General features: G+C 64.5%; 19 protein-coding genes. 16 read left to right on the top strand and 3 right to left on the bottom strand.

The annotated features are described in order from the left end of the window. Nucleotides 1–16: 16 nt before the first annotated feature. The 10 genes from bamA (at nt 17) to tilS (ending at nt 13,180) form a co-directional block, all read left to right on the top strand. Nucleotides 17–2,359 (top strand): outer membrane protein assembly factor BamA, encoded by a 2,343-nt coding sequence (bamA, locus tag LU493_RS15525; protein ID WP_428994571.1) that lies wholly within the window; start codon nt 17–19, stop codon nt 2,357–2,359. Nucleotides 2,360–2,389: 30 nt separating this feature from the next. Then, nucleotides 2,390–2,887 (top strand): OmpH family outer membrane protein, encoded by a 498-nt coding sequence (locus LU493_RS15530; RefSeq protein WP_275288707.1) that lies wholly within the window; start codon nt 2,390–2,392, stop codon nt 2,885–2,887. A 30-nt stretch (nt 2,888–2,917) separates the two neighbouring features. Then, nucleotides 2,918–3,955 (top strand): UDP-3-O-(3-hydroxymyristoyl)glucosamine N-acyltransferase, encoded by a 1,038-nt coding sequence (lpxD, locus tag LU493_RS15535; protein WP_275288708.1) that lies wholly within the window; start codon nt 2,918–2,920, stop codon nt 3,953–3,955. Nucleotides 3,956–4,060: 105 nt separating this feature from the next. Continuing rightward, entirely contained in the window at nt 4,061–4,504 is a 444-nt protein-coding gene (fabZ, locus tag LU493_RS15540) for a 3-hydroxyacyl-ACP dehydratase FabZ (RefSeq protein WP_275288709.1), read from the top strand. Then, complete coding sequence (gene lpxA, locus LU493_RS15545) at nt 4,501–5,268, top strand: acyl-ACP--UDP-N-acetylglucosamine O-acyltransferase (protein WP_275288710.1); 768 nt, start codon at nt 4,501–4,503, stop codon at nt 5,266–5,268. Before fabZ ends, lpxA begins: the two co-directional genes overlap by 4 nt. Nucleotides 5,269–5,281: 13 nt before the next feature. After that, the gene (gene lpxB / locus LU493_RS15550; protein ID WP_275288711.1) at nt 5,282–6,484 is read left to right on the top strand and encodes a lipid-A-disaccharide synthase; all 1,203 of its coding nucleotides are present in this window, start codon (nt 5,282–5,284) and stop codon (nt 6,482–6,484) included. Continuing rightward, nucleotides 6,481–7,095: a ribonuclease HII gene (rnhB, locus tag LU493_RS15555; RefSeq protein WP_275288712.1), complete on the top strand. Its 615-nt coding sequence runs from the start codon at nt 6,481–6,483 to the stop codon at nt 7,093–7,095. Before lpxB ends, rnhB begins: the two co-directional genes overlap by 4 nt. A gap of 22 nt (nt 7,096–7,117) precedes the next feature. Next, on the top strand, nt 7,118–10,627 hold the full coding sequence (gene dnaE, locus LU493_RS15560; protein ID WP_275288713.1) for a DNA polymerase III subunit alpha: 3,510 nt from the start codon (nt 7,118–7,120) through the stop codon (nt 10,625–10,627). Between the two features lie 125 nt (nt 10,628–10,752). Further along, entirely contained in the window at nt 10,753–11,706 is a 954-nt protein-coding gene (locus LU493_RS15565) for an acetyl-CoA carboxylase carboxyl transferase subunit alpha (protein ID WP_275288714.1), read from the top strand. Between the two features lie 193 nt (nt 11,707–11,899). Then, on the top strand, nt 11,900–13,180 hold the full coding sequence (gene tilS, locus LU493_RS15570; protein WP_275288715.1) for a tRNA lysidine(34) synthetase TilS: 1,281 nt from the start codon (nt 11,900–11,902) through the stop codon (nt 13,178–13,180). A gap of 5 nt (nt 13,181–13,185) precedes the next feature. On the opposite strand, the gene ppx is transcribed toward tilS, so the two are convergent. Next, nucleotides 13,186–14,724 (bottom strand): exopolyphosphatase, encoded by a 1,539-nt coding sequence (ppx, locus tag LU493_RS15575; protein WP_275288716.1) that lies wholly within the window; start codon nt 14,722–14,724, stop codon nt 13,186–13,188. Between the two features lie 439 nt (nt 14,725–15,163). Between ppx and rho the strand changes: the two genes are divergently transcribed. From rho to LU493_RS15600, 5 genes are all read left to right on the top strand, one after another. Further along, on the top strand, nt 15,164–16,423 hold the full coding sequence (gene rho / locus LU493_RS15580; protein WP_275288717.1) for a transcription termination factor Rho: 1,260 nt from the start codon (nt 15,164–15,166) through the stop codon (nt 16,421–16,423). Nucleotides 16,424–16,766: 343 nt separating this feature from the next. Continuing rightward, a complete protein-coding gene (gene ubiD / locus LU493_RS15585; RefSeq protein WP_275288718.1) occupies nt 16,767–18,260 on the top strand; it encodes a 4-hydroxy-3-polyprenylbenzoate decarboxylase in 1,494 nt (497 codons plus the stop codon). Continuing rightward, nucleotides 18,257–19,036, top strand: a complete 780-nt coding sequence (locus tag LU493_RS15590; RefSeq protein ID WP_275288719.1) for an NAD(P)H-flavin reductase — start codon at nt 18,257–18,259, stop codon at nt 19,034–19,036. Before ubiD ends, LU493_RS15590 begins: the two co-directional genes overlap by 4 nt. Beyond that, entirely contained in the window at nt 19,033–19,746 is a 714-nt protein-coding gene (folM, locus tag LU493_RS15595; protein WP_275288720.1) for a dihydromonapterin reductase, read from the top strand. Before LU493_RS15590 ends, folM begins: the two co-directional genes overlap by 4 nt. Before the next feature lie 576 nt (nt 19,747–20,322). Next, nucleotides 20,323–21,393 carry a 3-deoxy-7-phosphoheptulonate synthase gene (locus LU493_RS15600; protein ID WP_275288721.1) on the top strand — a complete coding sequence of 357 codons (1,071 nt, stop codon included), beginning with the start codon at nt 20,323–20,325 and terminating at the stop codon, nt 21,391–21,393. A gap of 150 nt (nt 21,394–21,543) precedes the next feature. On the opposite strand, the gene ppk1 is transcribed toward LU493_RS15600, so the two are convergent. Next, nucleotides 21,544–23,736 carry a polyphosphate kinase 1 gene (ppk1, locus tag LU493_RS15605; protein ID WP_275288722.1) on the bottom strand — a complete coding sequence of 731 codons (2,193 nt, stop codon included), beginning with the start codon at nt 23,734–23,736 and terminating at the stop codon, nt 21,544–21,546. 49 nt (nt 23,737–23,785) lie between these two features. Next, nucleotides 23,786–24,799 carry a porphobilinogen synthase gene (hemB, locus tag LU493_RS15610; protein WP_428994572.1) on the bottom strand — a complete coding sequence of 338 codons (1,014 nt, stop codon included), beginning with the start codon at nt 24,797–24,799 and terminating at the stop codon, nt 23,786–23,788. 220 nt (nt 24,800–25,019) lie between these two features. On the opposite strand from hemB, the gene elbB reads away from it, so the two are divergent. Then, nucleotides 25,020–25,682, top strand: a complete 663-nt coding sequence (gene elbB, locus LU493_RS15615; RefSeq protein WP_275288724.1) for an isoprenoid biosynthesis glyoxalase ElbB — start codon at nt 25,020–25,022, stop codon at nt 25,680–25,682. The last annotated feature ends 34 nt before the right edge of the window (nt 25,683–25,716 follow it).

The following is a 25,716-nucleotide window of genomic DNA, read 5'->3' on the forward strand; positions in this document are numbered from 1 at the left end:
GCGAGCGAATGACTGCATGAAGATCAAGACCATCGGAATGGCGGCGCTGCTGCTTGCCGGTGCCAATACGGCACAGGCCGAATCCTTCGAAGTTTCCGACATCCGAGTGGAAGGCCTGCAGCGGGTCTCGGCCGCTTCGGTGTTCAATGCCTTTCCTGTCAGTACTCAGGAGCGGGTCGATGACCGTGAATTGGCGGCGGCGGCGCGCGACCTGTTCGCGACGGGGCTCTTCGACGACATCCAGCTGGCGCGCGAAGGCGATGTGCTGATCGTCCAGGTGGAGGAACGACCGACGATCTCTCGCCTCAACATCGAAGGCAACCAGCAGATCCAGGACGAGGATCTGCGGAATGGCTTGAGCCAGGCCGGACTGGTCGAAGGGCAGGTGCTGCAGCTTTCCACACTCGAGGAAATCCAGCGGGAACTGGCCGGACTCTACCAGTCCCAGGGTCGCTACAACGCGACCATCGATGCCGAGGTCGAGCAGGTCGGCGCGGGGCAGGTGCAGGTCAATATCGACATCGATGAAGGTCAGGTGACCAAGATCCGCCAGATCAACATCGTCGGCAATGAAGCCTTCGACGACGAGACGCTGCGCGATGTTTTCGAGCTCGAGGACCGGCCCGGCTGGTTCTTCGGCTGGTTCACCAACGACTCCTATTCCCGCGAGGCCTTGGCCGGCGACCTGGAGCGTCTGCGTTCCTTCTACATGGACCGTGGCTACGTCAACTTCGACATCGACTCCACCCAGGTGTCCGTGGCGCCGGACAAGTCGCGGATCTTCATCACCATCAACGTCAACGAGGGTGAACGCTACCGCCTGGGCGACATCCGTTTCGCTGGCGATCTGCGTATATCGGAGGATGAGGCGCGCGAGCTTCTCGAGATCCAGGAAGGCGAGATCTTCTCCCGCAGTGACGTCATTGCCTCCTCCGAGGCGATTCGCTCGCGACTGGGCGCCGAGGGCTTTGCCTTCGCCGAGGTCGACGGTATCCCCGAAGTGCGCAACGATGGCGAGACACTGAACCTGACCTTCCAGGTGGAGCCGGGACGCCGTGCCTATGTGCGGCGCATCGAGTTCGTCGGCAACACCACCACCCAGGATGAGGTGCTGCGCCGGGAAATGATCCAGATGGAGGGCGCGCCGGCGTCCACCGAGTCGATCAGCCAGTCCCGCCAGCGTCTGGAACGCCTTGGCTTCTTCAAGCAGGTCGAGGTGGAGACCGAGCCGGTGCCCGGGGCCAATGACCAGCTGGATGTCACCTACAATGTCGAGGAACAACCGTCCGGCTCGGTCTCCGCGAGTCTCGGTTTCTCCCAGAGTGCCGGGGTGATCTACGGCGCCTCCCTGTCGCAGAACAACTTTCTGGGGACCGGCAACCGCGTGAATATCGGTGCCCAGAAGAGTGATACCTACACCAATATCGATTTCGGCTACACCGATCCCTACTGGACGCTCGACGGTATCTCGCGTGGCTACAACCTGTACTATCGCAAGACCGATTACGAAGACTCCGATATCTCGACCTATTCGACGGATGCCCTGGGTGCCGGCATCAACTTCGGCTATCCGATCAATGAACTGAGCCGCCTCAACTTCGGGGCCACCGTCGAGGACCTCACGGTCAAGACCTACCGGGACACGCCGTCCGAGATCGAGCGTTATGTCCAGGACGAGGGTGACCATGCGCAGACGCTGAAGCTCACCGCGAATTGGACACGCAACGAGCTCAATCGGGGCATCATGCCCACGGCAGGCAACTATCAGCGTCTGTCTCTGGAAACGTCGGCGCCGGGCAGTGACGCCGAGTACTACAAGGCGCGTGCCCAGGCTCGTCATTTCTTCCCGTTCAACGAGGAGCAGACCTGGTCACTCAAGTTCCGTGGCGAAGTCGGTTACGCCGACACCCTGGGGGGCAACGATCCCTACCCCTTCTACGAGAACTATCTGTCCGGTGGCCTGGGATCGGTACGCGGTTTCACGACCAACACGCTGGGGACGGCCACCACACCGCGTAACCGCGGCGAGGACCGTACACTCGGCGGGAACGTCCTGGTCGAGGGGAGTGCCGAGCTCATCTTCCCCATGCCCTTCGTCGATGACAAGCGCTCTGTGCAGCCCTCGGTCTTCGTCGACGCCGGCAATACCTTCCTCACCGAGTGCTATCCGGTACTGGAAGGGGACAGCTCTCAGTGCGAATCCGGTGTCGATCTGGGCGAGCTGCGCTACAGCGTCGGCGTCGGTTTTTCCTGGCTGACCCCGGTGGGGCCGCTGACCTTCAGCTTTGCCGAACCGATCAATGCCAAGAGCAACGACGATACCCAGTTTTTCCAGTTCTCGCTGGGACAGACCTTCTGACCCCGAGGCACAGCACAAGGAGTCGATGACATGCGCAAGTTGACCGCCGTTCTGTGCCTCGGCCTGATGGGGGCCTTTGCCTGGCCCCTTCACGCCCAGGCGGCCGATGTCGCCATGCTCGACTGGCAGAAGGCGTTGCTGGATACCGACGTCGCCCAGCGTTCGATGAACCAGTTTCGCAACCGCACCCATGCCAAGCAGCAGGAGGCCGAGTCACTGGGGCAGTCTCTGCAGGCGACGCAGCAGCGGTTTCAGAATGGCGGGCAGCCGAGCCAGGCAGAGCAACAGGACTTTCGTGCCAAGCGACAGCGTTTCGAACAATTGCGCCAGGAGATCCTGCAGGCACGCCAGGAGGCGGAGCAACGCTTCCTGGAGGACGCCAAGCCCAGGCTCGATCAGGCCGTGCAGCGGGTCATCGATCGTCATGACGTCCAAGTGCTGGTGGCTCCACAGGGGGTGGTGCATGCCGAGGGTGACCTCCCCGACCTGACCGGTGAGGTGACCGAGATTCTCAACTCGCTCAACTGACCGGGCTCAGCCTTCCAGAACCGGAATTCCATGAACCAAGACGCCCACTCCCTGACACTCACCGAGATCGCCACTCGCCTGGGAGCCGAGCTCCGGGGCGACGGCGCGCAGCGAGTGAGTGGCCTGGCGACGCTACGCGATGCCGGGCCGGAGCACATCACCTTCCTGGCCAATCGGGCCTATCTCAAGGACCTGGCAGATACCCGCGCCGCCGCTGTGCTGTTGCATCCCAGCCACGCCGCGACCTGTCCGGTGACCAGCCTGACGCTGGATAATCCCTATCTGGGCTATGCCGAACTGTCGCGCTTGTTCGACCCGCTGGCCAACCGTGAATCGGGCGGCGTACATCCCTCGGCGGTAGTCGCCGCAGACGCTCGGTTGGGCGAAGGGGTGAGCGTCGGTCCCCAGGCAGTCATCGAGTCTGGAGCGACCCTGGGCGAGGGCGTGATTGTCGGACCCGGTTGCGTGGTCGGCGCCGACACCCGGGTCGGCGACAACTCCCGGTTGCACGCCAATGTCACGATCTACCATGGGGTGATCATCGGGGCCAGGGCCATTCTGCACAGTGGTTGCGTGATCGGTGGCGATGGCTTCGGTTTCGCCCACGATGGCCGGGAGTGGCACAAGATCGCCCAGCTGGGGGGCGTGGTGCTTGGCGATGACGTCGAGGTCGGCAGCTGTTCGAGCATCGATCGCGGTGCGCTCGGTGACACGCTGATCGGCGATGACGTCAAGATCGACAGCCAGGTGCAGATCGCGCACAACGTGCAGATTGGCGAGCACAGTGCCCTGGCCGGCTGTGTCGGGATCGCCGGTTCTACACGGGTCGGGCGCCACTGCATGCTGGGCGGTGGTGTGGGGCTCTCGGGCCATCTGACGATCTGCGACGGCGTCCAGGTCACCGGCATGAGCCTGGTCACCAACTCCATTCATGAGCCGGGCATCTACTCCTCGGGAACCGGTGCCATGGACAACGCCCAGTGGCGACGCAACGCGGTGCGCTTCAAGCAGCTGGACGAGATCGCGCGTCGCCTCAGCCGTCTGGAAAAAGCCGGGCGCGACGCTTGAGGTAGCGTCGCCGGGCGGTATAATCCCCGCCCGCCCGTCGGCCTGGAGCCGACGGTCATGCCCGTCGCGTGGGGCGGGCCCCCTGTCATGTCAGAGGTCGCTACGATGGTAATGGACATCAATGAAATTCGTGAATATCTGCCCCACCGCTACCCCTTTCTGCTGGTGGACAGGGTGACGGAACTTGCCCTTGGCGAATCCATCGTTGCCTACAAGAATGTCAGTATCAATGAACCGTTCTTCAATGGTCATTTCCCGCATCATCCGATCATGCCGGGTGTGCTGGTGATCGAGGCACTGGCCCAGGCGTGCGGTATCCTCGGGTTCAAGACCGTGAACAAACTGCCCGCCGATGGCTATGTCTATTACCTGGTCGGCAGCGACAATGTCCGTTTCAAGCGCCCGGTGATGCCCGGCGATCAGTTGCGCCTGGAAGCGCTGGTGGTGCGCGAGAAGCGGGGTATCTGGAAGTTTGCCTGCAAGGCCACCGTGGACGACGACGTGGCCTGCGAGGCCGAGATCATCTGTGCCGAGAGGAAGGTCGCTTGATTCATCCCACTGCCATCGTCGATCCCGGAGCATGTCTGGCCGATGACGTCGAGGTCGGTCCCTTCTCGGTGATCGGCCCGGATGTCGAGATCGGTGCCGGTTCCCGTATCGGTCCCCATGTCGTGGTCAAGGGTCCCACGCGACTCGGCGAGCGCACACGTATCTTTCAATTCGCCTCGGTTGGCGAGGACTGCCAGGACAAGAAGTATGCGGGAGAACCGACTCGCCTGGTGATGGGCGATGACAACGTGGTGCGTGAAGGCGCGACCCTGCATCGCGGTACCATTCAGGACCGTGGCGAGACGACCATCGGCTCGCGCAACCTGTTCATGGCCTATGCCCATGTCGGGCACGATTGCGTGATCGGTGACGACTGCATCCTGGCCAACCAGGTGACCCTGGCCGGCCATGTGACACTGGGCAATTTCTCGATTCTCGGCGGCCTGTCGGCCGTGCATCAGTTCTGCCATTTCGGCGAACATGCCATGGCGGGAGGTGGCTCGATCATCACCAAGGACACCCCGGCCTATGTGATGATCAATGGCAATCCCGCCCAGGTGCATGGGCTCAATCTGATCGGGATGCGGCGCCGTGGCTTCAGCAACGAGTCGCTCAAGGCCCTGGGAGACGCCTATCGCCTGGTCTACCGCCAGGGGCTGACCGTCGAGCAGGCGCTGACCAGCATTCGTTCTCGCTACTCCCTGCCGGAGACCGAGACCTTTGCGGCCTCCATCGAGGTATCGTCCCGGGGCATCATTCGCTGAGCGAGGCGGTGCCATGGGCATGCAACGCATCTATGTGGTGGCCGGAGAGCTCTCCGGCGACATCCTCGGTGCCGGACTGGTACGCGAACTCAAGACGCGCCACCCCGAAGCGCAGTTTCGTGGCATCGGTGGGCCGCGGATGATCGCCGAGGGTCTCGACAGCCGCTTCCCGCTGGAGACGCTGTCGGTGATGGGGCTGGTCGAGGTGATCAAGCATCTGCCGAGGCTCCTGGGGGTTCGCCGAGCCCTGCGTCGGGATGCGCTCGACTGGCAGCCGGACATCATGATTGGCATCGATGCGCCCGACTTCAATCTGGGACTGGAGCGACAATTGCGCGATGCCGGTCTGATCACCGCCCATTATGTCAGTCCCTCCGTCTGGGCCTGGCGCCAGGGGCGGGTCAAGGGCATCGCGCGTGCCGTGGACGCCATGCTGACCTTCCTGCCCTTCGAGGCGGCGTTCTATGTCCACCACCGGGTGCCGGTGGCCTATGTCGGCCATCCCCTGGCCGATGAGTTGCCATTGACCAACGATAGGGCCGCCGCTCGCGAGTCGCTGGGGCTTCCGTCCCGCGGCTCGATCCTGGCGGTACTGCCGGGGTCGCGGTCCAATGAGGTGCGCTTTCTGGGCGCGACCTTCCTGGATGCCGCCGAACGGCTATGCGCCGATCGCCCCGACTTGAACGTCGTCATTCCCGCTGCCACGGCGGCGCGCCGGGAGGAGCTGGAAAGCCTCCTGGCGGAGCGTGACGCCCTGCACGGGCGAGTGACCCTGGTCGAGGGACGTGCGCGGGAGGCCATGGTCGCCAGCGACCTGGTGCTGCTGACCTCGGGCACCGCGGCGCTGGAGGCGATGCTCTGCCATCGCGCCATGCTGGTTGCCTATCGCATGGCGCCCATGACGCATTTCCTGGCCAAGCGCCTGGTCAAGACCGAGTGGATCTCGCTGCCCAACCTGATCGCTCGCGAGACATTGGTGCCCGAGTTGATCCAGGACGCGGCCAGCGTCGATGGCATTGCCTCGCGGCTGGCAGGGTTTCTCGACGATGATGCAGGGCGCACGGCCCTGGAAACACGCTTTGCCGGCATGCATGCCGAGCTGCGCCGGGATGCCAGTCGGCGCGCCTGCGATGCCATCGAGGCGCTGGTGGAAGGACAGGCTCTGCCGGCCTCGGTGGCGCCCGAGAACGGCCAGAGAGAGGAAATCGGCTCATGAACGACGCCAAGGCATTGCCACCCCTGATCATCGATTACCGAGGCGAGCGGCTGGCCGGTGTCGATGAGGTGGGGCGTGGCCCGCTGGTGGGCCCGGTGGTGGCGGCGGCGGTGATTCTCGAGCCGACCGATCCCATCGCAGGGCTCACCGACTCCAAGAAGCTGACCGCCAGGCGGCGCGAGGCGCTCGATGCCGAGATCCGCGAGCGGGCGCTGGCCTGGTCGGTGGCCGAGGCGTCGGCCGATGAAATCGATACGCTGAACATCTACCACGCCACACACCTGGCCATGCGGCGGGCCATCGATGCCTTGAGTCCCGCCGCCGAGTATCTGCTGGTGGACGGTAATCGCCTGCCCGGGCATCATGTGCCGGGACAAGCGGTGGTCAAGGGCGATGCGCGTCATGCATCGATTGCCGCCGCCTCGATCCTGGCCAAGGTGGCGCGTGATGCCGGCATGCAGACCCTGGATGCCCGACACCCCGATTATGGTTTTGCCCGACACAAGGGCTACCCGACTCGCGAGCATCTGGCCGCCCTGGAGCGCCTGGGGCCACTGCCCGAGCATCGGCGCTCTTTCGCGCCGGTGAAACGTCAGCTGGCGCTATCCTGATCCACCAAGCCCCGAGTTCACCATGACCACACCCTTCGTTCATCTGCGCGTGCACAGTGAATTCTCCCTGGTCGACGGCCTGATACGCCTCAAGCCGCTGATCAAGGCGGCGGTGGATCAAGGGACGCCGGCGTTGGCGCTGACCGATGAAGCCAACCTCTTCGCCCTGGTCAAGTACTACACCGGCGCCCAGGGCGCCGGTCTCAAGCCGCTCATCGGCAGCGATCTGTGGCTGGTCAACCCGCATGACGAGGAACATCCGTATCGCCTGACGCTGCTGGCGATGAACCAGACCGGTTACCGAAACCTCACCGAGCTGATTTCGCGCGGTTGGGTGGAAGGCCAACGGCAGGGCAGGGCACTGCTCGAACGTTCCTGGGTGATGGCTCAGAGCGAGGGGCTGATCGCGCTGTCCGGTGGCCGGGAGGGGGATATCGGCCGCCACCTGCTTTCCGATCATCATGCCGAGGCACGCGCCCTGCTCGATGAATGGAACGCGGCCTTCCCGGGGCGCTATTACCTTGAGTTGACGCGTACCGGCCGCGCCCTGGAAGAGGAATGCGTGCACCTCTCGGTGGATCTCGCCGTCGAGACGGAGACGCCGGTGGTGGCTACCAATGACGTGCGTTTCCTCGAGCGCGAGGATTTCTGGGCTCACGAGACGCGAGTGGCGATCGGTGAAGGCAAGGCGCTGGACGACGCGAGGCGCGAGCGCCATTACACCGAGGAGCAATATCTCAAGACGCCCGAAGAGATGGCCGAGCTGTTCTCCGACATCCCCGAGGCACTCGAGAACAGCGTGATGATCGCGGCACGCTGCAACGTCGATGTGCGCCTGGGCGAGATATTCCTGCCCGAATACGGGATTCCCGAGGGCATGACCCAGGAGGAATTCTTCCGCAAGGTCTCTCATGATGGCCTCACCGAGCGCCTGAACTTCCTCTATCCGGCCGAACGTTACCCCCGGGATGGCGCCGAGTATGCCGAGATCGATGCCCGCTATCGTGAGCGACTCGATTTCGAGCTCAACATCATCCTGCAGATGGGGTTTCCCGGCTACTTCCTGATCGTGATGGACTTCATCCAATGGGCCAAGGACAACGACGTCCCGGTCGGGCCCGGACGGGGCTCCGGTGCCGGCTCGCTGGTGGCCTATGCGCAGAAGATCACCGATCTGGACCCGCTCGAGTACGATCTGCTGTTCGAGCGCTTCCTCAACCCGGAGCGTGTCTCGATGCCCGACTTCGATGTCGACTTCTGCATGGAGAAGCGCGACCGGGTGATCGAGTACGTGGCCGAGCGATATGGGCGCAACGCGGTCTCGCAGATCGTGACCTTCGGCACCATGGCTGCCAAGGCGGTAGTGCGCGATGTGGCCAGGGCCCAGGGCAAGCCCTACTCGCTGGGCGACAAGCTTTCCAAGCTGATTCCCTTCGAGGTCGGCATGACACTCGAGAAGGCCATCGGGGACGAGCCTCAGCTGCAGGAATTCCTCGAGGCCGACGAGGAAGCCCAGGAAATCTGGGACATGGCGCTCAAGCTCGAAGGCATCACCCGGGGTACCGGCAAGCACGCCGGCGGCGTGGTGATCGCGCCGACCAAGTTGACCGATTTCTCGCCGTTGCTGTGCGACGAGGATGGCAGCGGCCTCCGGGTCCAGTACGACAAGAACGACATCGAGGATGCCGGTCTGGTCAAGTTCGACTTCCTGGGCCTGCGTACCCTGACCATCATCGATTGGGCACTGGAGATGGTCGACAAGGTACGCGCCGCCGGGGGAGAAGGCCCGCTGAACATCGACGCTATCCCGCTCGATGACGTGCCGACCTTCGACATGCTCAAGAAGGCCGAGACCACGGCGGTCTTCCAGCTCGAGTCCCGGGGCATGAAGGAGTTGATCAAGCGCCTGCTGCCCGACTCGCTGGAGGACATGATCGCGCTGGTCGCCTTGTTCCGTCCCGGCCCCCTGCAGTCGGGCATGGTCGACGACTTCATCAACCGCAAGCACGGCCGGGCCGAGGTCGCCTACCCCCATCCCGATTACCAGCATGAGCTGCTCGAGCCGGTGCTCGGCCCGACCTATGGCATCATCCTCTATCAGGAGCAGGTGATGCAGATCGCCCAGGTGATGGCCGGCTACAGCCTGGGCCAGGCGGATTTGCTGCGCCGTGCCATGGGCAAGAAGAAGCCCGAGGAGATGGCCAAGCAACGCACCGGCTTCCTTGAGGGGTGCGAGGCCAACGGCATCGATCCGGACCTGGCCGGCAACCTGTTCGACCTGGTGGAGAAGTTCGCCGGCTACGGCTTCAACAAGTCGCACTCGGCGGCCTATGCGCTGGTGTCCTACCAGACCGCCTGGTTGAAGGCGCATTATCCCGGCCCCTTCATGGCGGCGGTACTGTCCACTGAGATGGACAACCTCGACAAGGTGGTGCCGCTGATCGAGGAATGCCGGCATCTTGGGCTCACCGTGACCCCTCCTGACGTCAATGTCGGCGGCTACAAGTTCACCGTCGATGCCGAGGGGCGCGTGATCTACGGCCTGGGGGCGATCCGTGGCGTGGGCGAGGGCCCCATCGGGGCCATCGTCGAAGCGCGAGACTCGGAAGGCAGCTTTCGCGATCTGTTCGATTTCTGTCGACGCGTCGATCCCCAGCGCATGAACAAGCGTACCCTCGAGGCGTTGATTCGCGCGGGCGCGCTGGACAATCTGGGGCCCAGCCGCGCGGTGCTCGCCGCGTCGCTGGATGATGCCCTCAAGGCCGCCGCCCAGAATCAGGCCAACCAGAACCTCGGCATGATGGATATGTTCGGTGAAGCCTTTGCCGACGAATCGGGCGATGACGGTGCTGATGCCTACGCGGATTACCGCCGTGTCCGCGACTGGTCCGACAAGGAGCGTCTGGCCGGCGAAAAGGATACCCTCGGGCTCTACCTCACCGGGCACCCGATCGACGAGTACGAGCATGAGCTGGCGCGTTTCGTCTCGACCCGGATCGTCGACCTGAAACCATCCCGGGAGCCGCAGCGTGTGGCCGGGCTGGTGGTGAACGTGCGTACCATGAAATCCAAGCGCGGCGACACCATGGCGTTCGTGACGCTGGATGATCGCACCAGTCGCATCGAGGCCTCCCTGTTCGGTGAATTGTTCGATTCCCTGCGCGGTCGCATCGATACCGACCAGGTGCTGATCATCGAGGGCGAGGTCTCCACCGATGACTATTCCGGCGGACTCCGGCTGCGTGGCAAGGACGTCACCCCGATGGTCGATGCCCGGACCCGTTATGGCCAGGCCGTGGAGTTGTCGCTCGATGGGGGCGGGGTCAACGGTCGCCTGGTGGACAGCCTGCGCGACAGCCTTGCGCCGTATCGCGATGACGGCGGGCTTCCGGTGCGGTTGCGCTATCGCAATGCCGAGGCCTCCGGATGGCTGGAACTGGCCGAGCAATGGCGGGTCCAGCCCACCGATGAGTTGTTGATCGCCCTGCGCGACGTGCAGGGGCAGGATGGTGTGCGCCTCAAGTATCGATAATCGGGCGGCGGGTCTGCGTGTCGTGTACGGGACTCGCCTTGCGTGGGATTGTCAGGGTGCGATAATGCCCGGCATTCGACGATTTTTCCCCGGTCATCCCGCGGCCGACGAGACAAGGCTAGCCCATGAATCCTAACTACCTAGATTTTGAACAGCCCATCGCCGAGCTCCAGGCCAAGATCGAAGAACTGCGCATGGTCGGCAACGACAGCCAGGTCAATCTGAATGACGAGATCGGTCGGCTCGAGGACAAGAGCCGCAAGCTCACCGAGTCGATCTTCAAGGACCTGAGTGCCTGGCAGGTCTCTCAGTTGTCCCGGCATCCGCAACGCCCCTATACCCTGGATTACCTGGAACACGTCTTCACCGACTTCGATGAGCTTCACGGCGATCGCCGCTTCGCCGACGACGCTGCCATCGTCGGCGGCGTGGCGCGCCTGGATGACAAACCGGTCATGGTCATCGGTCACCAGAAGGGCCGCGACGTGCATGAGAAGGTCCGCCGCAACTTCGGCATGCCGCGCCCCGAGGGATACCGCAAGGCATGTCGCCTGATGGAGATGGCCGAGCGTTTCCGCATGCCGGTACTGACCTTCATCGACACGCCCGGCGCCTATCCCGGCATCGACGCCGAGGAGCGCGGACAAAGCGAAGCCATTGCCTATAACCTGGGCGTGATGTCGCGCCTCAAGACCCCGATCATCGCCACCGTGGTGGGCGAGGGCGGCTCCGGCGGCGCCCTGGCCATCGGGGTGTGCGACGAGCTGGCCATGTTGCAGTATTCGACCTATTCGGTGATCTCGCCGGAAGGCTGCGCCTCCATCCTGTGGAAGAGCGCCGACAAGGCCTCCGAGGCGGCCCAGGCCATGGGCATTACCGCCGAGCGCCTCAAGGAGCTGGGGTTCGTCGATACCCTGATCCCCGAACCCCTGGGCGGCGCCCATCGCCAGCCGTCGGTCACCGCCGAGCGGATCAAGACCTCCCTGCTGGAGAGCCTGGACCGTCTCGAGGCCATGGACACCGACGCGCTGCTGGAGCGGCGTTACGAGAAACTGATGAGCATCGGCGCCCCGGTGTAAGGTCCTTTCTGTTCTCGGCCATGCGGCGTTAAAAACCGGCTGGTGCGCCAGCCCGGTCGAAATGCTCATTTACCCACATGTAAACTCTGCTTTCTCGCCGGTTTTTGCCTTGTGGCCCACAGGGCTGTGGGAAATGCGTTGGCTGGAACAGCGATGACGTTTCCATCAGAGAGCCCGAGCGGTATCCCTGCCCATGAGTCTCGAGTCCTCCTCCCTGCAGACCTTGCTCGATGAGGCCCTGGCGGCGACGCCGCCGGGGCGTGCTGTCTGGGTGGCGCTGTCCGGGGGGCTCGATTCTTCCCTTCTGTTGACGCTGGCGGCGGAGGCGAGCCGTCGTCATCCGCGGCCGCTGCGTGCCTTGCATGTTCATCATGGTCTGCAGGTGGCGGCCGATGACTTCGAGCACCATTGTCGAGCCTTGTGCTCACGCCTTGGCGTGCCGCTTTACGTCGAGCGGGTCAATGTCGATGTGTCGAGTGGCGAAGGGGTGGAAGGTGCGGCACGGCGAGCCCGTTATGCGGCCTTTCGAAACCGGGTTGGGGTGGGCGAGACGCTCTGGTTGGCCCAGCACCGTGACGATCAGGCCGAGACTTTCCTGCTGGCGGCGTTGCGTGGTGCCGGCCCGCGAGGACTGGCAGCCATGCCCGTCGAGCGTGAGCAGGCCGGGGGGCGGTTGGCAAGGCCCTGGCTCGGGGTGTCGCGCGCGGCTCTGGAGGCCGAGGCGACGCGTCGGGAACTCGCCTGGGTCGAGGATCCGAGCAACGCCGAGGTCCTGCACGACCGTAACTTTCTGCGTCATCGCGTGATGCCGTTGCTGGAGCAGCGCTGGCCCGACGCCGGGGCATCCTTGGCATGCAGTGCCGGGCTGGTCGGCGAGACCGATGGCCTGCTCGAGGAGTTCGCCGCCGAGGACCTGGCTCGGATGGGGGGCGATCCCGGCTGTCTGGCCATCGCGCCCCTGAGGGAGCTCTCGGCGCCGCGTTGCCGCCTGCTGATTCGACATTGCCTGCGTCGCCTGGGGTTGTCGCCGCCGCCGGCCAGGCGTCTGACCAGCCTGCTCGACCAGCTCGATGCTCGACACGATGCCGAGGTTCGGGTCGCCTGGGAAGAAACCGAGGCGCGGGTCTGGCGCAAGATGCTGTACTTGCTGGCGACCCCCGCGCCGCTGCCACTTGCCTGGCGGACCGAGTGGGATGGTCGGTCGCCACTGGCGACGCCCTTGGGCGAGTTTCGCATGGGCCTCGTGCGCGAGGATGGTGCCGCCGTTTGCCTGACGCTGGCGCCTCGCCTGGGCGGTGAGCGCCTGCCACTGCCGGGGCGGGGTCGGCGCGATCTCAAGCGCCTGTTGCAGGAACTGGGCCTGCCCCCCTGGGAGCGTGATCGGTCATGGGTGGTCTGGCATGGCGACCATGTGGTGGCGGTGGGTAGCCCCGAGGGATGGCTGGCACTCGCCGAGGGATGGCGAGCGCCCTGAGCGCTTCAGGTCAGCGTCAGCGTCATCCCGGCCGCGTTCTGGTAGGCGACTTCCTGCTCCAGGTCGGCCAGCAGCAGGTTGGGGTCTTCGCTTTCGTCGCAGTGCAGTGCCAGCGCCTCGCCCGAAACGCGCAGCTCGGGTCGGGCGGGCGGCTGTTCGGGACGCGAGTGGTTGAGCAGCACCGCCAGGCGCAGCAGACGCGCCAGGCGACCGTGAGGGGCCTGTTCGGAGGCGGGCAGGGCCTGCCACTCCTTGATCGGGAACTTGCGTCGGTGGGCGCGGACGAGGAAGGCGAGCAGGCGCTGTTCGGGACGCGAGAATCCCGACAGGTCGGAGTGCTCCAGCAGGTAGGCGCCGTGGCGATGGAACTGGCTGTGCGAGATAGCCAGACCGATCTCATGCAGTCGGCTCGCCCACTCCAGGAAACGTGCCTGGTCGTCGTCCAGCGCCCAGGCCTCGCGAACCTGTTCCAGCAATCCCAGGGCGGTGGCGGCGACGTTGTCGGCCTGCCGGATGTCGACGTCATAACGATGCGTCAGGGCATCCAGGGTCTTGAGGCGTGGATCCTCCGGGCTGTTGCGGCCGACGAGGTCGTAGAGCACGCCTTCGCGCAGGGCGCCATCGGCGTAGCGCATCTCTTCCAGGTCGAAGGCTTCGAAGATGGCCACGAGAATCGCGACCCCGGCGGGGAAGACGCGTGCGCGGTCGGCCTTGAGTCCATTCAGGGAGACCTTGTCCAGGCGCTTGGTCTTGATCAATCGCTTGCGCAGATCGAGCAGCCCCTGGCGGGTGATCACGCCTTCCGGTGACTTGCCGGTAGCGGCAATCACGGCGGCGGCGGCCTTGATGGTGCCGCTGGAACCGACCGGGTCCAGCCAGCCGATCTTCTGGTAGGGACGACGGATGTTGGCGAGCTCCGAAAGCGCGGCCAGTTCGGCGCGGCGCATGCGTTTCTCGCTGAGTTCGCCGTTGGTGAAGAAGCGCCGGGTGAAGGTCACGCAGCCCATGCTGAGGCTTTCCAGGGCCAGTGGCTCGAAGTGCTCGCCGATGATGAGCTCGGTGGACCCTCCTCCGATATCGACGATCAGGCGTCGACCATCCTCGGCCAGGGCATGCGCCGCACCCAGGTAGATGAGGCGCGCTTCCTCGCGGCCGGCGATGATTTCGATGCGGGTGCCCAGCAGGGCTTCGGCCCGGTCGATGAAATCCTGACTGTTGTCGGCGCTGCGCAGGGCGTTGGTACCGACCACGCGCAGGCTGCGTGGCGTGATGTCTTCCAGGAAGGGGGCGAAGCGTGCCAGGCAGTCCAGGGCCCGGGTCATGGCGTCTTCGTCGAGCAGGCCGTCGTCGCCGACGCCATCGGCCAGCTGGACTTTTTCCCCCTTGCGGGCGACCACCTGTAGCCGGTCGTGCTGATAGTTGGCCACCAGCAGGTGAAAGCTGTTGGAGCCGAGGTCGATGGCGGCGAGGCGTCGCGGCTCGTCCTGCGTGGGCGTTGCTGCGCCGCCGGGGGCGGCGTCCGGGCTGTCCTTGAGCGCTGTCATGACGGGTCCTTCAGGGTGACTGGCCAAAGGTTGCGGGCCCCTTCGGAGCTTGTCAATCGTCAAACGCACGGGGCTTGCGTTTCGTCTCGGCGTTGACTAGTATCGGGGCGTTCGCCTGTTCCGAATGCTTCCCGACCGCTCAATGGCGACTGCGCCGCGGTCAAACTCCAAGTCGTCAGATAGCCCACTGCATCAGTCCGTGATTCTGGCTTTCAGCCCAGATCCGCTGATTCAGGCGAAACTAACCTGCTCCCTCGATATCACGTTCATGGCAGACATCCCCATACGCGGCGGTTGTCCCTCCATGGCCATAGGGTTCACGCAAACGAGAGCAGCCTGTCCGGGTTCTGAACGCACCCAATTATGGCGTTTACGTCTCGCCTCCTGTCCATCACGGCGCATACCGCCCGGCTTTCAAGAGCAACGTCTGAACACACCGATGAATCTTACCGAACTCAAGCAAAAGCCCGTGCCGGAACTCCTGGAGATTGCCCGCGAAATGGGCATCGACAATCTGGCGCGCTCCCGTAAGCAGGACATCATCTTTGCCATTCTCAAGAAGCACGCCAAGAGTGGCGAGGCCATCTACGGGGATGGTGTGCTGGAAATCCTGCAGGACGGGTTCGGCTTCCTGCGTAGTGCCGACAGTTCCTATCTGGCCGGCCCCGATGACATCTACGTATCGCCTTCCCAGATTCGGCGTTTCAATCTGCGCAAGGGCGACTCCATTTCCGGCAAGATTCGTCCGCCCAAGGAAGGGGAGCGTTACTTCGCGCTGTTGAAGGTCAGCCAGATCAACTTCGACAAGCCGGAGAATGCCAAGCACAAGATCCTCTTCGAGAACCTCACGCCGCTGTTTCCTCAGGAGCGGCTGCACATGGAGATCGGCAACGGCTCCACCGAGGATCTGACGGCGCGCGTGATCGACCTGACCGCGCCCATCGGCAAGGGGCAACGTGGCTTGCTGGTGTCCCCGCCCAAGGCGGGCAAGACCCTGATGCTGCAGAACATTGCCACGTCCATCACCCGCAACAACCCCGAGTGCCACCTGATCGTGCTGCTGATTGACGAGCGGCCCGAGGAGGTCACCGAGATGTCGCGCACGGTGCGTGGCGAGGTGGTGGCCTCGACCTTCGACGAGCCGCCGGCACGCCACGTCCAGGTCGCCGAGATGGTCATCGAGAAGGCCAAGCGGCTGGTCGAGCACAAACGCGATGTGGTGGTCCTGCTCGATTCCATCACGCGTCTGGCTCGGGCCTACAACACCGTGGTGCCGTCCTCGGGCAAGGTGCTGACCGGTGGTGTCGACGCCCATGCCCTGGAGAAGCCCAAGCGCTTCTTCGGTGCGGCGCGCAACATCGAGGAGGGCGGCAGCCTGACCATCATCGCCACGGCGCTGGTCGATACCGGCTCCAAGATGGACGAGGTGATCTTCGAGGAGTTCAAGGGCACCGGCAACATGGAAGCCCACCTGGACCGCAAGCTGGCCGAGAAGCGCGTCTACCCGGCGCTCAATATCCGCCGCTCCGGTACGCGCCGCGAGGACCTCATCGCCTCCGAGGAGGAGATGCAGCGCATGTGGATCCTCCGCAAGCTGCTCAATCCCATGGAAGACGTGGCGGCCACCGAGTTCCTGATCGACCGCTTGAAGGATACCAAGACTAACCTGGAATTCTTCGAGGCCATGAAGCGGCGCTGATAGGAGCTATTGCGCTTGCGTATACCGCGTTGAATCCTCACTCGGCCTGCTCATGTACGACTCGTACACTCCGCGGCCTCGCTCGGATTCGCCTTGTCTCCGCTGCGCTCATGACGCTCCTGATGCCCAGTTCTCGACGCTTCGGCGGCTAGATCAAGGCAAGTGGCGCCGGGGGCAGGTCGCAGAGGAGGTCCTGCGCCAGGGGTAAGGAGCATGCTTCCTCCTAGGCCTGTCGTCGGCAATCCGATGCGCCGATGCTGGGTTGCCAGGCGCAGCATCGCGAAGGGGCGGCATGATATGCTGCCCCTTTTGCTGTGTGTCGTTCGGGAAACGGGAAGGTCGCATGAAGTACAAGGATCTGCGCGAGTTCATCGCGGCGCTGGAGGCTCAGGGGGAGCTCACGCGGGTCACCGCCGAGGTGGATCCCTATCTCGAGGTTACCGAGATCTGTGATCGCACTCTGCGGGCCGGGGGCCCGGCATTGCTGTTCGAGAACGTCAAGGGCCACGACATGCCGCTGCTCGGCAACCTCTTCGGTACGCCGAAGCGGGTCGCCATGGGCATGGGGCAGGAGTCGGTGGCGGCGCTCGGGGAGGTGGGCGAGTTGCTGGCCTTCCTCAAGGAGCCCGAACCGCCCAAGGGGTTCCGCGATGCCCTGGACAAGCTTCCGGTCTTCAAGCAGGTCATGAGCATGGGGCCCAGGACGGTGCGCAAGGCGCCGGTGCAGGAGGTGGTCCATGAAGGCGACGAGGTCGATCTCGACCGTCTTCCCATCCAGCATTGCTGGCCGGGCGACGCCGCGCCGCTGATCACCTGGCCGTTGGTGGTGACCCGCGGGCCGAACAAGTCCCGTCAGAACCTGGGGATCTATCGGCAGCAGAAGCTCTCGCGCAACCGCCTGATCATGCGCTGGCTGTCCCATCGAGGCGGTGCCCTGGACTACCAGGAGTGGCGCGAGGCGCATCCTGATGAGCCCTTTCCGGTGGCGGTGGCGCTGGGTGCCGATCCGGCGACCATCCTCGGTGCCGTGACGCCGGTGCCCGATACCCTGTCCGAGTATGCCTTCGCCGGCCTGCTGCGCGGGTCGCGCACCGAGCTGGTCAAGTGTGGTCATTCCGATCTCGAGGTGCCCGCCTCGGCGGAGATCATCCTCGAAGGCGTCATCTACCCCGACGACACGGCACCGGAAGGTCCCTACGGCGACCATACCGGCTACTACAACGAGGTGGAGGAGTTCCCGGTCTTCACCGTGACGCGCATGACCATGCGGCGCAACGCTATCTACCACTCCACCTATACCGGGCGTCCCCCCGACGAGCCGGCGGTACTCGGGCTGGCCCTCAACGAGGTGTTCGTGCCCATCCTGCGCAAGCAGTTTCCCGAGATCGTCGACTTCTATCTGCCGCCCGAGGGTTGCTCCTACCGCATGGCGGTGGTGACCATGAAGAAACAGTATCCGGGCCATGCCAAGCGGGTGATGATGGGCGTATGGAGCTTCCTGCGCCAGTTCATGTATACCAAGTTCGTGGTCGTGCTGGACGACGATGTGGATGCTCGCGACTGGCGGGACGTCATCTGGGCCATCACCACGCGCATGGATCCGGCGCGGGATACCGTGATGGTCGAGAACACGCCCATCGACTATCTGGATTTCGCCTCCCCGGTGGCGGGGCTTGGTTCCAAGATGGGGCTGGACGCCACCAGCAAGTGGCCGGGCGAAACCGAGCGCGAGTGGGGCAGACCCATCGTCATGGACGAGGCCGTGAAGGCCAGGGTCAGCGAGCGCTGGGCGGAACTTGGCATCGAATTCCCCGACACCGACAAGAGGCATGCATGACAGCCAGGACCCTGACCTGCCGGGTGATCGAGGTCGAAGACCTCACCCCCGACGTCTTTCGCGTTTACCTGGAAGGCCGCGCCGAGGCCGTGGCCCACGCGGCCGGACAGTATCTCGAGCTCGATATCGGCGACGGGGAGTGGGTGCCTTTCTCCATTGCCAACGCCCATGGCGGCGATGGTCGCATCGAACTGCACATCCAGCACTGGCCGGAGCGCAGCAACTCCGCCAAGCTGCGTGAACTGCTGGTGGAGGCGCAGCAACTGACGCTGCGCCTGCCTGGCGGCGATTGTGTGCTCGACCCCGACAGTCGGCGCCCGCTGCTGCTGGTGGCCGCCGGCACCGGCTTCGCGCAGATGAAGGCCATCGTGGAAGCGGCCCTGGCCGAGGACGCCGAGCGCCATGTCGAGCTGTGGTGGGCCGCCAAGGAGCGACGCGATTTCTACCTGGAGCGCTTGCCCCGAGAGTGGGCCGGTCGGCATCCCAACGTCCACTTTCACGGCGTCAGCGAAGCCGGTGTGGCAGAGGATTTCGAGGCCGAGCGTGTGAACGGGCACCATGGTCGCGTGGACGAGGTGCTGGCCCGCGAGCTCTCCGATGTCTCCGCCCATGATGTCTACCTGTCCGGCTCGCCGGGCATGGTCTATGCCTGTGTCGATGTCCTGGCCTCGTTCGGGCTGGTGCCGTCCCGAGTGTTCTCCGATGTCTTCGCCTATGCGCCTCGGGACCCGCTGGTGCCGACCGTGGGCAGCCTGGTTCGAGAGACGCGGGCATGAGTGCGGCGCCGATCCTGATTACCGGGGGCGCACAGCGTCTCGGTCGGCATTGTGCCGAACGGTTGTGCGATGACGGGCATCCGGTGATCGTCAGCTATCGCCGCGAACGCCCGGCGCTGGACGCCCTGCGCGAGCGTGGCATCGAGACCCTGCAGGCCGATTTCGGCGACGAGGCGGGAATTCGCGATTTCATCGCGCGGCTCAGGGAGACCACCTCGTCGCTGCGGGCCGTCGTCCACAATGCCAGCGACTGGCTACCCGACGTCGAAGGCGACGAGGCCGGCGCCAACTTCGAGCACCTGTTCCGGGTGCACATGCTGGCGCCCTATCTGATCAACCTCGAGGCGCAGGATCTCCTCGAGGCCTGTGGCGAGCCGTTGCGCGACATCGTGCACATGACCGACTACGTGGCGACTCGAGGGTCGCGCAAGCATATCGCCTATGCGGCCTCCAAGGCGGGCCTGGATAACCTGACATTGTCCTTCGCCGCCCGTTACGCCCCCTCGATCCAGGTCAACGCCATCGCGCCGGCCATGATCATGCTGGGCGAGAACGACGACGAGGCCTATGCCGAGAAGGCCAGGGCCAAGTCGGCGCTGGGCACGATCCCCGGCCCCGGGGTGATCTACGAAAGCCTGCGCTACCTGCTCGACAACCGCTATGTGACCGGAATAACACTGCCGGTGGATGGTGGCCGACACCTGCGCTAGGGCAACGCTGCATGAACGCCCGCGCGCCTCATGCGGTTGCCCTAGCGGAGGCCATCGTTGGCGCCTGGCCCATCGAGTGCTTGTCATCGGTGCCACGACACGGCAGGATGATGGGGAGATTTCAGGAGACGACCATGCACGCGAACCGTTGCCCCCAAGACTCAAGCACCGCCCTGCAGGCGGCGTTCGGTCGTGGGCAAGGATTCGAGGGCCGTTGGCCCGGTTACCGCTATTGGTTTAGCGACGGCGTGCCGGCGGTCGTGTCCTGACGCCACTTTCAGCGAAGGACATCACCGCGAGGCACGCCCCACCAAGGGTTGCCTCCATCAGCGAAACCCCCGGACGGCAACCCCGCCCGGGGGTTTCGCGTTTTGTCCCCTTGCATTCATCGAGGAGAACGACCATGACCGTCAACCATCGCTTTTACGCCGATCGCCGTACCCCGGGACGGGACTATTACGGTTATGGCTGGCGATTTAGCGTTGCGCGGTCGGGCCTGGACGCTGCCTCCGACCGTGAGCTTTCCGGCGGCACGACGACAGCCAATCGATGTTCACGCTCACGGAGTTGAAACCCATGAATGCCCCCGTTTCCTCGCTTTCCCAGCGCGCAGCCCTGCAGGATCGAACCGACGAGGCTGCTCTGCCCACCCCTGAAGCGCTTCGTCACGACGTCTCGCTCGCCTCGCCGCTCGCCGGCCGTATTCGGCAACAGCGCCAGGCCATTCGCGACATCCTCGCCGGCCGGGACGATCGGTTGCTGGTGGTCGTTGGCCCCTGCTCGATTCATGATCCCGACGCGGCCCTCGACTATGCCCGTCGCCTGGCGGAACTGGCGCCGCGCATCGACGACCGTATCCTGCCGGTGATGCGCGTCTATGTGGAGAAGCCCCGCACTACCGTGGGCTGGAAGGGATTGGCCTATGACCCCGACCTGGATGGTCGCGGCGACATGGCCAGGGGCCTGGCCATGTCGCGTCGGCTGATGCGCGACATCGCCGAACTGGGACTGCCGGTGGCCACCGAACTGCTGCAGCCGATGCTGGCCGCCTACCTGGACGACCTGCTGTCCTGGGTCGCCATCGGGGCCCGGACCACGGAATCCCAGCTGCATCGTGAACTGGCCAGTGGTCTGGAGGCGGTGGTCGGCTTCAAGAACGCCACCAATGGGGATCTCGGGGTTGCCCTGGATGCCATGCACGCCGCGCGGCATCCCCATCAACATTTCGCCATGGCGCCGGACGGGAGTCCGGTGGTGCGCGAGACGGCCGGCAACTCCCATACCCATGTGGTATTGCGCGGTGGACACGGCGAGCCCAATTACCGGGCGCCCCGGGTGGCGGCGAGTCGCCGGGCCCTGGCGGATGCGGGGTTCCTGCCGCGTCTGATGGTGGATTGCAGCCACGCCAATGCCCGCAAGGACCATCGGCGCCAGAGCGAAGTGATGCTCGATGTACTGGGGCAGCGACTGGCAGGCGACGATGCCTTGATCGGCCTGATGCTCGAAAGCCACATCCACGAAGGCAAGCAGTCTCTCGAGCCGGGTCCACTGCGCTACGGCGTTTCGGTGACCGACGCCTGTATCGGCTGGGAGACGACCGAGCACCTGCTGCTGACAGCGGCGGAGCGCCTGCGCCGGGAGCTATAAGCTGTAAGCTTCAAGTGGTAAGAAAAACCCTCCGAGGTGATGCCTCGGAGGGTTTGACGTTTTAGAGCAGTGGGGCAGGATACTGCCTTCGAGCTTCGAGCTTCGAGCTTCGAGCTTCGAGCTTCGAGCTTCGAGCTTCGAGCTTCGAGCCTAGGCCCGGGCGGCGTAGGCGTAGAGCAGCGTTTCCTGTGCGCTGATCGGGGCGGCGTCGCCGGGCGTCTGCTTGACGTAGGTGCCGTCACCCTGCAGCAGCCAGCTCTGGCAGTTGTCCACGAGGTAGGTCTCGAGATCCTTGCGAACCCGTGCCGCCAGTTTCTTGTCGAGCAGCGGGAAGCAGGTTTCCACGCGGTGAAACATGTTGCGTGCCATGAAGTCGGCGCTCGAGCCCCAGGTTTCCGGCTTGCCGTCGTTGTGGAAATGAAAGACCCGGGTGTGTTCCAGGAAACGGCCGATGATCGAGCGTACCCGGATGGATTCGGAGATGCCGGGCAGGCCGGGGCGCAGGCAGCACATGCCGCGGATGATCAGGTCGCACTCCACACCGGCCTGGGAGGCGCGGTAGAGGGCCTGGATCAGCTTGGGTTCGGTGAGTGAATTGCACTTGATGATCAGGTGGGCACGCTTGCCCTTGCGGGCGTGTGCGGCTTCACGGTCGATCATCTCCACGAGTCGTTCGTGCAGAGTGAAGGGCGCATGCAGGAGCTTCTCGATCTTGCGCGCCCGGCCCATGCCGGAGAGTTGCTGGAAGACCTTGTGAACATCGGCGCACAACACGGGATTGGCGGTGAGCAGACTGTAATCGGTGTACAGCTTGGCGGTCTTGGAGTGGTAGTTACCGGTGCCGAGATGCGCATAGTGTCGTAGCTGGCCCCGTTCGCGGCGCACGATGTGCATCATCTTGGCGTGGGTCTTGTAGGCCATCACGCCGTAGATGACGATGGCCCCGGCTTCCTGCAGCCGCGAGGCGAGGGCCAGGTTGTCGGCCTCGTCGAAGCGCGCCCTCAGCTCGATCACCACGGTCACTTCCTTGCCGTTGCCGGCGGCCTCCACCAGGGCGTTGACGATCGGCGAGTCGGCGCCGGTGCGGTAGAGGGTCTGCTTGATGGCCAGCACATCCTGGTCCCGTGCCGCCTCGCGCAGCAACTCCTCGACGGGAGCGAAGGACTGGAAGGGGTGGTGCAACAGGATATCGCCCTCGGCCATGGCATGGAGCACGCTGTCGCGCTTGTTGAGCGCCTTGGTCTGCCCGGGAATGAAGGTGCGATAGAGCAGCTCGGGGCGATCCACATCGCCGAGCACCGACATCATGCGGGTCAGGTTCACCGGGCCGTTGACCCGGTAGAGGTCCGCCTCGTCCAGTTCGAACTGTTTGAGGAGGAAGTCGACGAGCTCGTCGGGGCAGTTGTCGGCCACCTCGAGTCGCACGCCGCTGCCGTAACGACGTGAAAGCAACTCGCCGCGCAGCGCCGAGGCCAGGTCGGAGACATCCTCCGGATCTACCGAGAGATCGGCATTGCGGGTCAGCCGGAACTGGTAACAGCCGCGCACCGACATGCCGGGGAAGACCTCTTCGGCATGGGCGTGAATCATCGACGACAAGAAGACATATTCGGTGAAACCATCCTCGCAAAGCTCGTTCGGCAAGGCGATCACCCGGGGCAGTGAACGCGGCGCCGGGAGGATCGCCATGCCTCCCTCGCGACCGAAGGCATCCTTGCCCTCCAGTTCGACGATGAAGTTCAGGCTCTTGTTGACCAGTCGAGGGAAGGGATGCGAGGGATCCAGCCCGATGGGACTGATCACCGGCATGATTTCGGATTCGAAGTAGTCACGCACCCAGCCGCGTTGTGCGTCGCTCCAGTCGCCACGGCGCCGGAATCGCAGGCCCTGCTGTTCCAGGGCCGGAATCAGCCGCTCGTTGAGGATTCGGTACTGGCGCTCGACCTGCTCGTGGGCGATCTGGGCGATCTCGGTCAGCACCGAACGTGGCGAGCGACCATCGGCGCCGGTCGTCTCGTCGCCCAGTGCCACCTGGTTCTTGAGTCCCGCCACCCGGATCTCGAAGAACTCGTCCATGTTGGACGAGAAGATCAGCAGGAACATCAGCCGATTGAGGAGCGGATGCGCTTCGTCCAGCGCCTGCTCGAGGACTCGCACGTTGAACTGCAGATGGGACAGCTCACGGTTGAAGTACAGGCCCGGGTCGGTGAGATCCGCCTCCGGATCGGGCATCGCCTTGGGCTTGATGCCGGTGCGTGTCTGGTTGAGTCGAGGCACCGGTGCCTCGCCGCTCGAGGTGATGTCCAGATCGGGCTTGGCATTGGGGCTGTGCGATTCTTCCATGGGAGTTCCCTGCTGTCGTCGGCCGTCGGGAGGGGCTCCCATCCGGCGCTCAGGTTTCGTCGGACCCGCCGGCGAGCAGGCGAGCCGCTCGCTTGGCGAAATACGTCAGGACGCCGTCGGCACCGGCACGCTTGAAACACATCAGCGATTCCAGCATGACCGCGTCGACGTCCAGCCAGCCATTGTCGAAGGCGGCCATGTGCATGGCGTACTCGCCGCTGACCTGATAAGCGAAGGTCGGCACCCGGAATTCGTCCTTCACGCGGCGGACCACGTCCAGGTAGGGCATGCCGGGCTTGACCATCACCATGTCGGCGCCCTCGGCGAGGTCCAGAGCCACCTCGTGGAGGGCCTCGTCGCCGTTGGCGGAGTCCATCTGGTAGGTGGCCTTGTCGGCGCGCCCCAGGTTGCTTGCCGAACCCACGGCGTCGCGGAAGGGACCGTAGTAACTCGATGCATATTTGGCGCTGTAGGCCATGATCCGGGTGTTGTGCAGTCGCTCCTTCTCCAGCACCTGGCGGATGGTGCCGATACGTCCGTCCATCATGTCGGATGGGGCGATGATGTCGGCGCCCGCCTCGGCGTGGGACAAGGCCTGCTTGAGCAGGGTCTCCACGGTACGGTCGTTGAGCACGTAGCCGTCGGCGTCGAGGATGCCGTCCTGTCCGTGACTGGTGTAGGGATCCAGGGCCACGTCGGTCATGATGCCGAGTTCCGGGACGGCTCGCTTGAGTTCGCGTACGCTACGCTGGATCAGCCCACCGGCGCTGTACGATTCCTCGGCCAGCTCGCTCTTCAGCGATGGCTCCACCACCGGGAAGAGTGCCAGTACGGGGATCCCCAGGTCGCGAGCCTCCCGCGCCTCCTCGATCAGCAGATCCAGGGAAAGTCGCTCCACGTCTGGCATGGAAGGCACCGCCTCACGCTGGCCTTCGCCGTCGAGCACGAACACCGGCCAGATCAGGTCGGCCGGTGTCAGGGTGTTCTCGCGCATCATGCGGCGCGAGAAATCGTCACGGCGCATGCGTCGCATGCGCGTGGCGGGAAACTGGCGTGAGGTCATGAGACTCAAGGTTTCTTCTCCGACTGGTGACCTTGGCCGCCAGGACAAAGTCTGGCGGTCCGAGATGACATTGTGATGACAGTGCCTCGAGTATATCAGCGTGGCACGGTGTCGAAAGATGCGCCTTGTCGCACCCCTGGCGACTCTCTACAGTGAAGGGTTCATATTGACCGACCCCGTCCGGCGAGGCCGGTGGGAGCACGCGTTCAAGGAGACGAGCATGAGCAAGCAGGTAGCGGTGATTCTGTCGGGGTGCGGGGTACAGGACGGTTCGGAAATCTACGAGACCACCCTGACCCTGTTGCGCCTGGACCAACTGGGCATCGGCTATCGCTGCTTCGCCCCGGACATCGATCAGCATGATGTGATCGACCATCGCAATGGAGAGGCACGGGGCGAGGAGCGTCGCAACGTGCTCGTCGAGTCGGCGCGTCTGGCCCGGGGGGATGGCCTGCCCCTCGAGGAGCTCGAGGCCGACGAGTTCGATGCCGTGATCCTGCCGGGGGGCTTCGGAGTGGCCAAGAACCTCTCCACCTTTGCCGAGGATGGTGCCGACCTGGTCATCCAGGCCGGACTGCAGGAAGCGCTGGCGGACTTCTACGAGGACCGCAAGCCGATCGGCCTGATGTGCATCGCGCCGGTGATGGTGCCGCGACTCCTGGGGCCGGGCATCGCCGTGACCATCGGTCATGACCCGAGCGTCGCCGGCGCGATCAGTGCCATGGGCGGTCTGCATCGCAGCTGCGGTGTCGAGGATATCGTCGTGGACTTCGAGAACCGCGTCGTCACCACACCGGCCTACATGCTGGCGACGCGCATCGGCGAAGCCGCCACCGGCATCTTCAAGCTGGTCGATCGTGTCGACGAGCTGATGGATCTTTAAGCTGGAAGAGCGGCGCTTCGCGCCTGGCAGCTTG

Source organism: Halomonas elongata (genome assembly GCF_029081005.1).
GTDB lineage: Bacteria > Pseudomonadota > Gammaproteobacteria > Pseudomonadales > Halomonadaceae > Halomonas > Halomonas elongata_B.